We start from the raw sequence: 12,874 nt of genomic DNA, 5'->3' as shown, positions 1-12,874 counted from the left end.
TCAAAAAGGCCGCGTTTGCGGCCTTTTTTGCGTCTGGAGATTAGCGGCGGTCGAGCGAAATCGCTCCGGGGCCGGTTACCGCCAGCAGCAGGAAAGCGCCGGCGATGCTGACGTTTTTCCAGAAGTTAATCATGTTCGGCAATACCGCATCGCCAGTCATATCCCAGTAGTGATGGCCAATCACCGCGGTGCCCAGGGTGTAGAAGATAAAGATGACCGCCAGCGGGCGGGTGAAAAAGCCCAGCACAATTAAAATGGCGGCAGGCACCTCCATAATGACGGCGATAATCGCCGCCAGGGTCGGCATCGGCGCGCCGGAGGCGGCCATGTACTGCACCGTACCGTCAAAGCCCAGCAGTTTGGGGTAGCCAAAAAGAATAAACAGAACTACCACGGCGATGCGGGCGATAAGCAGTAGCAGAGAGCGGGATGCGCCAAAATCAAAATAGCGGAGTGTGTTCATAATCAGCTCGTTATGAGAGAAGTGTCCTTTAAACGTAATACACGTTTTTGCTTCCCGCCACGTTAGTTCTGGCAACATCCCCGGTCCGCTGAACAGCGAAATTACCGCGTTTTTAACGGGACGCTTTCATCGCATAGCGTTTCGGCGTTCACCGCTTGACCACTCTGGATGAGTTTGCGCAGCGTGCGGATCTCGCGACCGTGATTGAGGGTGACCGCGCCGGTTAACACGACGTCGGACAGCTGGAACCAGATCGCTTTGCGATCGGCGGGCGCTCCCCGACACCACCGCTGCCTGTTGGATGGCGCTGTTTAATTCTGGTGACAGCGAATCTCATTGGCAGGGGCGGGGGCACTTTGATACCCGGTTATATGAATAATTTTAATACCGTACAGGGGGGCGGGTTAAAGGCGAAGCACCGATACTGGCGTTGTTAATGGCGTGGAAAAAGAGCGAACTAAAGCCCGCCCTAAATGATTATATTGAGCTAGCGCATCTACGGCCCATACCGGACGACAACTCAAAAAGTAGTATTTTTTTGAATGTGTCTATTGTAATCAATTATTGCTGTGATTTAAGGTAATCATTAAATTGTTTTTTCGTTTTGTCATCAGCTTTTTGATACCAATACTTAAGCATTTCAGATGTCGTAGCTTGTAACGCCGGATCATCATTTTTATATCTTTTACTGGGAACATTTTCATTATTACCTTCAATCGGTCCTGTCAATAGTGCCGATTGAGAACTGATTGCAGCGGGACCGTTATGATTATTATAATTTCTGACTTCTTTTTCATAATCCCGTGCGATCTGAATTCCGTTTCCAGGAAGTGTATCTTGTGTAACCGAGAGTTGTTCGCCCTTGTCCGTTTTTATTTGCCAGGATAAGTTTTTTATCCCATCTTGTGCTTCAGTGAATGTCCAGTAGTTAGGCATAATCATTCTGGCATGCGTTGAATTGATGGTGAATTTTGCAATGATAGTGTCACTATCATAAGTTCTGAAATCATCGGTACCTTGTTTTACCGTAGTTCTGAATTTAAATACGATCTGATTTTCGCCATCAGGAAGTTTTAAGTCATTTGTAGAGCTAAAGATAAAACGATCTTTATCATAGTTCTGACCATTTACAACATAAATAGTGACATCATCTGGAATAGTTAATGTTGATTGGGCCAGGACTGGAGTGGTACAGGCAAGTAGGACGACAGTAAAGATTTTTTTTATATTTTTCATGATGGCTCCAAGCTGGTATTTTTATTAAGTTCTTGAGTAAAGCTCCCTACCTGTAGCATCGTTAAGTAGGGAGTGTTTTTTTATCAATAGCTATAGAATGCTTTTAAGCTTTCAAGCGCACGATGTGGCGTCTGATAATCAAAGAAGCTGGTATCCTCAACCGCACTCGTTTCCCCAACAACCCATCCAGCTCCCTTAACATCTATGGCAATGGGATCCCAGTACGAAATGCCTTCTACAACGCCTGTGTTATACATGGCTCGGAAATACTCCTTCATATATTTCAACTGTCCTTCAGGCGTAGCCCCATAGTTTTCTGGCCCATCCGGATCAAGGTTGTTAGCGACAATGAGCGATTGAATATCAGCGGCTCCGAACTGTGTTTTTAACGTCCATGGATAGCCTACCTCACAGATCATTACATGCTTATCAGAATATTTTGCGATATGGTTTACAAAGTTTGCCATTTCACCAATAGACATGTTGGTCCAGAATGGATACATGGATGCACCAATAAGATCATAGTTGAGACCATATTTCCTGGCATCATCAATCCATCCCTCATAAAACTGTTGGTTAGGGACGGTAAGATGGATGACAACTTTCGTTTCAGGAGAAACTGCTTTCACGGCTTCATAGCCTTTCTGCAAAAGTTGGTAGTACTCTTCGCCGCGAGTTACCCCAGCAACACCATCATTAATTTCATTTCCAATGGAAATATATTCAGGCGTAACGTTATTTGCTTTAAGGGTCGTCATCACTTTATAGGTAAAATTATATAATGCTTTTTGTAGCGCGGCACCTTTAAGACCTTCCCAATCTTTTGGAACCGCCTGCTGTGCTGGATTAGTCCAGAAATCACTATAATGAAGTGACAGGAACAGAGTCATGCCATGATCTTTTGCTGCTTTGGCCGTTTTAACTGCATCGTTCAAGTCCTGAAACCCTTCCTGTAAACGATAAGACTTACCGTTAAGATCTACCGGTGTGCCAGGTTTGTTATAAATACGGATCCGCGCGAGATTGAAGGCATTATCCTGAAGAATACTGAGGACATCCTTTTCATTCCCTTTCTCGTCAGCCCATTTACCGCCAACTGAATAAGTGAGATTTCGATATGTGATATCACCACCAACGTGCATAGCGGTGGGGGGGACTCCAGGTTGAGGTTGCGGTAGTAATTCAAAATTATCTGCAAGTAACCATTGATCTGCATTTCCCTTTGAACTCACTCCAATCGTACAGTTACCTCCGGATACCTGGATTTGCTGAGATTCTACAATAGTCCAGTGATCTGTATTCCCTTCGGTTTTAGGAATAGCTGTATGTGAATCTGCCCCACCGCAATTCCGGGTGAAAATTTCGGCCACTTATTGCCCGCCACTACTTTGTGTATACGCCCGCAGGTAGTATTTACCATCTTTAATGTTTTTCAAGACACGGAAGGATTCAACAGAATACGCACTATCAGACTTATGCCCGAGACTGGTATTATCATAATGGCCCTTAGAGGCAATATAGCTTGCATTCACATCGCCTGTCGACGTCCAGCCATTTTCTGCCAGAGTAGTCGATGATGCCTGAACACATCCCTGAAAACTGAGAAGCGCAGTTGCGAATATGAACAAACCTATTTGTTTTGACGTTTTTTTGTTTCTCATTATAAATCCTCTCGAAATTATAACCGAGTTAAGGTGTGATATGTTTAGTTATGATTAAAACATGAAGATAACACCAGTTGCTGAACGATCATCATCAATGATGCGATAATTCACAAGTTCTGAATCTTCGTTAACCAGGCTAAAACGGTGATCGAACCACAGTTGTACGTTCGCAGTAAGTTTATAAAGCACACCTGCTTGTATATATTCCGCCATGTCAAAGTTACCGGCTGTTTTATCTTTTACTTTACTCTGGACATATGAAATGGAAGGGCGTAACCCGTTATCAAATTGATACTGTAATACAAACTCCATGTTCTGTGTTTTGTCTGCCGTTTTGTAATCAGCCCATGATTTATTTATGGGAGTAAGATTTCTGGTCTCTGAGTAGACCGATGCGAGGTATAGATGATCAGAAGTATAGAGTCCACCAATCCCCCACGCTTCAGCATATTTCTCCCCCTCCGACTCGAGGGTGTTTTGTTTTTGAGTGCGACGAGAATTGCTATAGGCACCCGTCAAGGTTAACCCTTGGGCGATCTGATAACTTAGAGAATAACCATAACCCTCACCATTTTCTTTATCCGGGTCATATCCCTCACGTTTTGCTTGATACTGTAGTCCAAAATCAAGGCCAGAAAGTTTGCCAAAAAAATCCTCATTCCGATAGGTGAGCATGCCATCACCACGGCTAACCATAAAGTTGTCTGATGCATTTGTCCATGTATCACCAGAGAAGTAAGGTGCGATATCGGTATAGCGTTCAACATCGTATAAAACGCCATAGTTTCGCCCATAATCCAGTGAGCCAACATTAACCATTTTTAGGCCAGCAAATTGTTGTCGGACTCCACCATTTGAGCTCCATTCATTTTCACCGCCGGTAATACGATATTGCCAGAATCCGTAGCCAGTAATATCACTTGTGACCTTTGACTCCCCATAAAACCCCAAATCAACAAGTGATTTATCGTAATTGCCATCACTATTGAACTCTCTACGAGAATTCATTCCACCATATAAATCTACTTTCGTTCCATTCTTGTTGTAAATTTCTATCGCTTGCGCATGATCTATAAATAAGACAATAGGAATCATAACGGCTAATAGCTTAGCTTTATTCACTTTTATCTCCAGTAAAATACAGTAGGCATTGTTAGGCAAGCTGGCGTTGAGTTAATAACGCCAGCTTTATTTTTTAATTTGTTAATTTAGATTTTGAATTTATGGTCGTAAATAACGTCCAGGTGAATATCTTTTAAGTCCAGTCCGGTCCGCTCCTCTGATTCAATGTAAATATTGTCTTCCGTTTTTTTAGATATGATGAGTTTGACGTTGTTGCCAAATCGTTTTATATGTCGAAGGCTGACGAGCCATGTCGTTCCTTTATAGAAGTCATCGGCAACAAGAATATCGTCAACATATAACTGAGCAATGTCACCGATATAGTCAAGACAAATTAATGCATCAGAATTATCGGCTAGGTTGATGTTATCTATATTTAACCGCCAGGATTTAATCTGATCGGTTTTTGATAATAGGAGTTCTTCGCTACCCAGAGTTTCAGGAATCTCAGTAGTAATTTCGTGGTACTCAATACTGTTCGTGAGTGAAGGTTTATGATATTCATGTTCAATAAACTTCGAGCCGTTCCAATGAAACCAGGATAGATCACTGTTAGCTTGTCGGTAAGCAGTAAGATATTCACCATCCCGGAATAGATCTGCTGGTGAATAAAATATCTCTCCTTCGAGGACAAACAGTTGTTCAGCCTGTTGCTGTGTCAATGTAACAACGTTTATGGAAATGCCTTCGCTCTGATGTTTAAAAGTGCTATCAAGACCTGCACGAACTTTATTAGACGAACCATCGGCCCAAGTGAATTCAGCATCAATACCATCCAGAGCCATAAAGAATACTGTGTTGTCATGTTGATATAGCAACTGAGCCGTGGCATAAGCGAGCGTATTGCCGCTGATATTCAGGTTATAGGGTAGAATGAAATAGCTCCCTGACGGAACGTGCAGACCCTGGTGCGGGAATGTCAATGTACCGTTGGCAACCGGAACGACAAATTGTACGCCGTCATGCGCGGAAAGATTACTATGTCTTTGATAGTTATTAACAAAAACATAGCCACTTTGCCCGTTTGTGCGTAACCCATAGCGTAAGGAATGTGTGTCATAGCGTCCATCAAGTTCTATTGCTTGAAACTGTGGATGCATTTTTCCCAGTGAATCACCAAAGGCGTTCAGGAAATGGTGCTGAATTTTTAGCTTACCGTACTGTGGATTTATCTGCCCAAACTCACCAATAGGCGCCTGGAAGTCGTAGCTACGTACGGGCAAATCATTTGGGTAACCCGTTGCTTTTGACTCCTGCATTGTATGCTTTTGGCCAATTGGATTGGTGCCGCCACGGTACATGTAGTATCCCGGCATATTATTGCCACAACCAATCTTAACCATCGCAAGTGATGCTGCGTCATCTGGGCTAATGACAGGGCGGCGATGATGCGTTACCTGAACGCCTGGCCCAATTTCGCAAGTTGCAAAAGGATAAAGGTCGTATTTCATCTGAAACACATCATCATCCGTCTCTTTGGCGATAATGAGATCTTTTCCGATGGAGTGGTCATTTCGCGCAGGCAGGAAAAAATAGTGTGAAACCGGCTCAAGCTGCCTGGTATGCTCTTCCCAGGGGGCATCCGCGTATCCACCAAATACAGGCAGAACATCCCGTTCAGGAATTGCTGCGCCGTAAGTCGCATTCCAGCCCGTGGCAGTATAAATCGGTGCCTTTAGTCCCAGTTCGAGAGCAAGATCTTTTAGCGTTTTGATGTGGGCTGCGTTATCCGTCAGTTCGTTCTCCAACTGAATGGCGCAAATCGGGCCACCTTCCTCAAACAGGAAACCACTCATCTGGGTTTTCAATTGACGCCAGTAGCGTGTTACGTAGTTTAGGTATTCCGGATCATCAGTGCGTGTCCTGCAGCCTTTTTTCACTAACCAATCCGGGAAGCCACCGTTTCGTAGTTCTGCGTGGCACCATGGGCCTATGCGCATAACAACCTCTAATCCGCACTCCTGAATTAGGGTGAGGAAGTGCCGTAAATCATAATTTCCCGTGAAGTTAAACTGTCCTTCCTCCTCTTCATGGAAAATCCAGAAGACATAAGCAGCAATGACGGTGATGCCTCCTGCTTTTATCTTCAATAGTTCATCTTTCCATATCTCACGATTAACTCGCCCGTAGTGGATTTCTCCCATTATTGGAATCCAGCACTCGCCATTTTTCTCAAGATAATGATTAGTCACTTCTAGTGAAGTGTTTCCATTATGGCCGCCAAGATTAAGGTGTCCACGCAATAAGTTAGAGGGTTGTTCATTCTTAAAATGATAAATCATTATGCATTCTCCATATGTTTTAACTATTTTTTGTTATGCTGGCGTTGACTCTGAATATGGCTTTACTCTTTTTTTGTCTTTATCTTCTAGCATAATTGAAGAGAAAATCGTAAAGGTGCCGGCAATAGAACCAAAGATAATATAAGCGTTAACAAAGCCAACTGAATCGTAGAGATACCCTGCGAGTGGTGAGTAAATAGTGGTAGCTAATGACGCAGAAAATAACATCAGAAGATATACTGTAGAAGAGAGTTTGTTATCGAAGTTAGCTGCGATAAACTTGAAGAGTGATACGACAATTAATGGTTTTTCGATGGCATGTGCCATTTTCATTGATGCTATCCAGATTGGGCCCAGTTCAATCGCAGAACCTAAAATTCTCGCCGTCATGATTGTGCCAGCCAGGATTAATGCTTTTTTTGCACCTATGCGATTAACGAAAAACGGAACTATGGCAAGAAATACCGTTTCGAAGCACACCTGAATAGAGCCTAGAACGCCAAACCAATGGTTGCCTTCTGCTCGAGTAGTAAATTGCATAGAGAAATATTGGGCGAACTGCTGATCGTAAGTATCATATATCTGATTCACAAAAAGCATGAAAATCATCAACATCCAAAATTGCTTGTTTTTGAGCAATTCTAACGCGTTTACTACCTTGAGTGATTCCGTTGCATTAACTTCATCCTTGGTTAAATCAATGCGGGTAAAAAGAAAGCAAAACCCTGCCAGTAGGATGGCTATACTTCCCATCCAGAAAGGAATGTCAGGATTTGAGTCGATATATTTACCGGTCAACCAGGTTGCGAATGCCCAACCTAATGACCCCCACATCCTTACTCTTCCGTATTCGAATTCATACCGTCTGGATACTTTATCAAGATAACTGTCTATAACACCGCAGCCAGTATTAAATATAATGCCCAGATACACACCGCCAAGCACCGCCCCGACCCAAAAGGCATTGACCAGTAATGGTGCATAGACATAGATAAAAAATGGCCCAACAGGCAAAAGTAATAAAATTAAGAACCATACCAGCCTTTTCTTGAGGCCTAGTTTATCTGAAATATAGCCAAAGATAGGCTGCATCAGTAAAGCAATCATGGCATTAATCGAATAGATAATGCCAATGTTGGTGGCACTTATACCTAAGTGTTGAGTGGTCCAAATCACAAAAAATGACATGGTCGCTGACCATGAAAATAGGTATAAAAAATCAAAGGCACTTAGCAATACATAATTTTTCCTGCTTGTAAGGTTCATCTTAAAGCCTCGCCCACACGAATATTTAAAATGTGCTTTGTCTGGTATTTTTCATGCAAACGACAATGCACGTTATTTATTCTATAAAGATGTATCCACAGATTATGTAAGTGCATAATCTGTTTTTATCCAGAATCTGAGTGGTAGCGTAGAGCAACAAGTGCTGGCGGACTTTGCGCCGAGATTTATATTTCAGTAAACAAAGATTACTAATCGTCTTTTATGCGGTGATGGAAAATGACCGGTCAATCAGGCGTGTGCCAACGCGGCTTCAACATATAGATAGCCAATGCCGGTGATCTGCTGCTGGCGGGTCAGATTGCCGAAGCCTATCTGCGTTTGACGCATGCGAACGGCGTCGCCCTGGTCAAAAGGTGTAAAACCAATCTGCCGATAGATAGTCTGTAGCCATCTGTCGCCGAATTCACAGCTGCGACCATAGAACCAAATTTGGTTAATATTCAGAATATTCAGGAGATTATATAGCGTTAACCCAATGGCATTCGCCGCTTCTTCAACCCACTGCACCACCTGCTCGTCGCCGTTGTGCCAGGCGTCGATGAGCTGGCTGCTGGTCATGTTTTCTGGGTCTAAACCGGACGATATGGGTTGTGATTTCAACCACACTCGTGCCTGTTTTTTTAGCGCCGAGAGTGATGCGACGGTTTCCAGACAGCCGTAGCGTCCGCAATCGCAGGCAGCGCCGTCACGATCGAAAATCGTATGCCCAATCTGACCGCTGCCGTTGAGCATCCCGCGGTAGATTTGGCCGTTGATGACAAATGATGAACCAATACCGTAGTCGACATTGACGATACAAAAGTCCTGACGATTACCGCTATTTTGCCACTTCTCAGCCAGCGCTAGCATGATGCAGTCGTTATCGACGCGAACCGATACTCCCAGACGTTCCTCCAGCAGGTACTTAATCTCAATTGGTTTTTTCCACGGTGCCTGCGGCATTGTTTGCGAGACACCCGTATCAGGATCCACCTGACCATGAACCCCAAGCGCAAGATTGATTCGCCGTCCCGGGCATTTTTTTTGCTGTTCACGCCACAATGCTTCAATGGCTGAAAGCAGGTGTTCTGGCGTGGGGGCGTTAATCTGAGTCTGGAGAAATTCGCCGACAGGCGTCATTTGCGCATCGATTAGCTGATTTTCAATGCTGGTGGGCGTGACGTTCATGCACAGAATCAGCGGTCCCTCCTTGGGGATCTGATAGTGCCCGCTGTTCATCCCACGCGAGCTGAGGTTTTCGCTGTAGTGGCTGAGTTTCCCTTCGCCAACCAGTTCGTCGAGGATTTTGCTGATCGCTGGAATAGATAACCCGGTGTGCGTGGCCAGTTGCGATTTACTCAAACGCTTATAGCGCCAAATCAGCGTCATAATTGCTCGGCGGTTGTGCTGCCTCACCGTTTGGTTATTCAGTCCTGCTATCTGCATATTACTAAACCTTGTTAATTGTAATGCGTGAGCATCAAGCAATTTACCGGAAATTAACTCCTCTACACTGCCATCCTATCGTATTTCACTGTGTTTTGTTTACTGGAGAATGATTATGTACGGAGTGGTTAAGGTCTGGAAGGAGACCCTTACGTTACCAACGTGGACAACGGGCAATGAAGACGCAAACCCGATGTTTCTCGAAAAGCGTGTGTATCAGGGGTCGTCGGGCGCGGTGTATCCCTATGGGGTGATTGACACCCTGACCGGCGAACGTGAGATGCGTGATTATCAGGCAGTATGGATGGAGAATGATTTCATTCGAATTATGCTGTTACCGGAACTCGGCGGCCGTATTCATCGTGCGTATGACAAGGTCAAACAGCGTGATTTCGTCTACTACAACGAAGTGGTGAAACCCGCGTTGGTTGGGCTATTAGGGCCTTGGATCTCCGGCGGTATCGAGTTCAACTGGCCTCAGCACCATCGTCCAACCACTTTTATGCCCGTTGATTTCACCATTACGCAGGGTGAACAGGGTGAACAAACGGTGTGGATGGGGGAAGTCGAACCGATGCGCGGCTTACAGTTGATGGCTGGCTTCACGCTGTACCCGGACAGGGCGCTCGTGGAAATTACCGGCAAAGTGTTTAACGGTAACGCCACACCGCGCCATTTCCTGTGGTGGTCAAACCCAGCGGTGAAGGGGGGAGACGATCACCAGAGCGTATTCCCGCCAGACGTCACGGCGGTGTTCGATCACGGTAAACGTGCCGTCTCGTCATTTCCTATTGCCACCGGTACCTATTACAAAGTGGACTATTCCGCGGGTGTCGATATCTCTCGCTATAAGAATGTGCCAGTCCCCACTTCCTACATGGCGGAAAAGTCAGAATATGATTTTGTCGGCGCCTGGCATCACGGCGAGCGCGGTGGCTTGCTGCACGTGGCGGATCATCACATCTCGCCCGGAAAAAAACAGTGGTCATGGGGTCACGGCGAGTTTGGTCAGGCTTGGGATCGTCAGTTGACCGACGAAAACGGCCCTTACATTGAGCTGATGACCGGGGTGTACACCGATAACCAGCCGGACTTCACCTGGCTTGCACCGTATGAAGAGAAGGTTTTTGTACAGAATTTTCTCCCCTACAGTGAGCTATCGTCGGTGCAGAACGCCAGTACCCGGCTGGTGATGCGTCTTGAACGTCAGGCGTCGCAGCTGGCGCTGGGGCTGTATGCCGTTGCGCCGCTGCACGACGTGCGGGTGGAAATTCGCGATGGCGAGCAAACGCTGTGGCGTACGCAGGTGACGCTGGAGCCGGGCGAAAGCTGGCAGGAGACGCTGGCGGAGGGGTGGCCGCAGCGCCTGACCATGGCGGTGTTAGCCAGCGATGGTACGCCGCTGCTGCAGTATGAGGAGCACATTCCCGAAGCGACGCCGCTGCCCAACGCCGCCAGCGCGCCAAAGCAGCCACACGAATTGCATAACCCTGAAGAACTTTATTTCATCGGCCAGCATATTGAGCAGTACAACCACGCCAGCCGTTACGCCGAGGATTATTACCGTAGGGCCATTGAACTGGACCCGGAGGACTATCGCAATAACGTGGCGCTGGGCAATCTGGCGCTGAACCGTGCCGACTGGCTGATGGCGCAGCGCTGTGCTGAATCGGCGCTGGCTCGTGCACATCGACTGAACAAGAACCCACGCGATGGAGAAGCTAGTCTACTGCTGGGGGCGGCTTTCGAGCGTCAGGGCGAAGTGAGCAAAGCATGGGATAGCTACTATAAGGCAAGCTGGAGCGGCAACTGCCGCGATGCGGCGTTTTATTCGTTGGCGCGGCTGGCGATGGTGCGCGGCGATGAGGCTGACGCGCTGGCAAAGGTTGAACTCAGCCTGCAGTTTAATGGCAGTAATAACCTCGCGATGGGGTTGAAAGCGCTGGCGCTTGCAACAACGCAGAGTCAACAGACGGCGTTGACCTACATTGACCTGGCGTTGAAAACGCACCCGCTGAGCTATGTGTTGCACTATGCGCGTTGGGCCATTAGCGGCGATGAGGCGTCGGGCGACGCATTGCGTCAGGTGACCGGGGGACGAGGTATTAACGCCAGTACGCTGGCGGGGTGGCTGGTATCGCTGGGTAAAAAGCAGGCGGCTAGCGAACTGCTGGCGCAGCTGGACTGTCAGGAAACATTGCCGCTGCTTTGGCAGGCTTCGCTCAGCGACAACCCGCAGTCATATCTACTTAATGCCCAGCGCAGTTTTGCCAAATGCGTCCGCTTCCCCAATACGCTCGATGAAGTAGTGATGCTGCAATCTCTGCAACAGGACGCCTTTGCCTGTTATCTGCTCGGTTGCTTCTGGTACAGCAAACGTCGCTATGATGATGCCATTGCCTGCTGGCAGCAGACGCTGGCGCAACAGCCCGACTTTGCGCCCGTGCACCGGTTGTTGGGGATCTACGCCTGGAATAAACAGCATAACGCCCAACTGGCGAGCCGCTATTTACAACAAGCGGTGGCACTGGAGCCAGACAACGCCCGCTTCTTATTTGAGCTGGATTATCTCAACAAACAGCAGGGCCAGAGTCGGGAAGCGCGGCTGGCGTTACTGACGCCGCGTCGCGAAGTGGTGCTCAAGCGTGACGATCTCACTGCCGAGCTGCTCAGCCTGTGGAATGGCGTTGGGGAATATGCCGAGGCGGCGCAGGTGCTGCGCGAACGCGATTTCCATCCTTGGGAGGGCGGGGAAGGGAAGGTAACGGGGCAGTATCTGCTTAACCAAATCCATCGTGCGCTGACGGCGATGTCCCTGGGCGATAGCGGCCTGGCGATAGAATTACTACAGCAGGGGCTACGCTATCCGCTGAACCTGGGGGAAGGGCGCTTGCCGGGGCAGACCGATAACGACATCTGGTATCTGCTGGCGCACTGCCATCAAATGCGAGGCGAAGACGCGCTGGCCGTTCAGGCGCTGTCGCGGGCGCTGCTGGGGGATTACGGCCTGAGCGCCGGGCGTTACTACAATGACCAGCCTGCTGACTATTTGTTCTGGCAGGGTATGGCGATGCGGGCAAACGGTCAGTCTTCTGAAGCGGATGCGCATTTCCACAGCTTCCTCGACTGGGTAGAACAACAGCGTGACTGCGTGCCGGAAACGGACTTCTTTGCCGTATCGCTGCCGGATCTGGTGGCGCTGGACGTCAGCCCGGAGCAGCAACATCAGCAGCACTGCTTGTTTATTGAAGCGCTGGGCCATCTGGGGCTGGGGAATGCATCCGCCAGCCAGCAGGCGATGCAGCGGCTTCTGCAGCTGAACCCGGCTCACGATAAGGCGCATCTGATTCGTCATGCCCTGCAAAGCGGCATTTTTTCCTGAACCTCAATGGGCG

The 12,874-nt window shown here is 47.5% G+C and carries 9 protein-coding genes and 2 pseudogenes; 2 read left to right on the top strand and 9 right to left on the bottom strand.

Going from position 1 to position 12,874, the window contains the following annotated elements; translation table 11 throughout:
* Positions 1 to 40: 40 nt before the first annotated feature.
* Both QLG03_RS10160 and QLG03_RS10155 read right to left on the bottom strand, forming a co-directional pair.
* Positions 41 to 463: a DoxX family protein gene (locus QLG03_RS10160; RefSeq protein WP_023290656.1), complete on the bottom strand. Its 423-nt coding sequence runs from the start codon at positions 461 to 463 to the stop codon at positions 41 to 43.
* A gap of 101 nt (positions 464 to 564) precedes the next feature.
* A pseudogene (locus QLG03_RS10155) lies at positions 565 to 744 on the bottom strand (oxidoreductase C-terminal domain-containing protein); the annotation flags it as partial.
* Positions 745 to 777: 33 nt separating this feature from the next.
* On the opposite strand from QLG03_RS10155, the pseudogene QLG03_RS10150 reads away from it, so the two are divergent.
* Positions 778 to 953 (top strand): annotated as a pseudogene (locus QLG03_RS10150) (transcriptional regulator); the annotation flags it as partial.
* Positions 954 to 1,024: 71 nt separating this feature from the next.
* Here the strand turns inward: QLG03_RS10150 and QLG03_RS10145 are convergent.
* The 7 genes from QLG03_RS10145 to QLG03_RS10115 all read right to left on the bottom strand — a co-directional run bounded on the left by QLG03_RS10145 (position 1,025) and on the right by QLG03_RS10115 (position 9,479).
* The gene (locus tag QLG03_RS10145) at positions 1,025 to 1,699 is read right to left on the bottom strand and encodes a DUF2057 family protein (protein ID WP_255988917.1); all 675 of its coding nucleotides are present in this window, start codon (positions 1,697 to 1,699) and stop codon (positions 1,025 to 1,027) included.
* Between the two features lie 83 nt (positions 1,700 to 1,782).
* Positions 1,783 to 3,069, bottom strand: a complete 1,287-nt coding sequence (locus tag QLG03_RS10140; protein ID WP_282473624.1) for a glycosyl hydrolase 53 family protein — start codon at positions 3,067 to 3,069, stop codon at positions 1,783 to 1,785.
* Positions 3,070 to 3,360, bottom strand: coding sequence for a hypothetical protein (locus QLG03_RS10135; RefSeq protein WP_255988919.1), 291 nt, complete (start codon positions 3,358 to 3,360; stop codon positions 3,070 to 3,072).
* A gap of 54 nt (positions 3,361 to 3,414) precedes the next feature.
* Complete coding sequence (locus tag QLG03_RS10130) at positions 3,415 to 4,485, bottom strand: porin (protein WP_255988920.1); 1,071 nt, start codon at positions 4,483 to 4,485, stop codon at positions 3,415 to 3,417.
* Positions 4,486 to 4,571: 86 nt separating this feature from the next.
* Positions 4,572 to 6,767, bottom strand: coding sequence for a beta-galactosidase (locus QLG03_RS10125; protein WP_110238145.1), 2,196 nt, complete (start codon positions 6,765 to 6,767; stop codon positions 4,572 to 4,574).
* Between the two features lie 33 nt (positions 6,768 to 6,800).
* Positions 6,801 to 8,033, bottom strand: a complete 1,233-nt coding sequence (locus QLG03_RS10120) for an oligosaccharide MFS transporter (protein WP_064162342.1) — start codon at positions 8,031 to 8,033, stop codon at positions 6,801 to 6,803.
* Between the two features lie 249 nt (positions 8,034 to 8,282).
* A complete protein-coding gene (locus QLG03_RS10115) occupies positions 8,283 to 9,479 on the bottom strand; it encodes an ROK family transcriptional regulator (protein WP_110238147.1) in 1,197 nt (398 codons plus the stop codon).
* Between the two features lie 115 nt (positions 9,480 to 9,594).
* Here QLG03_RS10115 and QLG03_RS10110 point away from each other — a divergent pair, with 115 nt between their 5' ends.
* Positions 9,595 to 12,861 carry a DUF5107 domain-containing protein gene (locus tag QLG03_RS10110; protein WP_255988921.1) on the top strand — a complete coding sequence of 1,089 codons (3,267 nt, stop codon included), beginning with the start codon at positions 9,595 to 9,597 and terminating at the stop codon, positions 12,859 to 12,861.
* The last annotated feature ends 13 nt before the right edge of the window (positions 12,862 to 12,874 follow it).

The sequence above is a fragment of the Klebsiella sp. V115_8 genome (assembly GCF_029967715.1).
Taxonomy (GTDB): Bacteria; Pseudomonadota; Gammaproteobacteria; order Enterobacterales; family Enterobacteriaceae; genus Klebsiella; species Klebsiella quasipneumoniae.
Note: the sequence above shows the minus strand (reverse complement) of the source record. Positions and strands in the feature narration are given on the sequence as shown.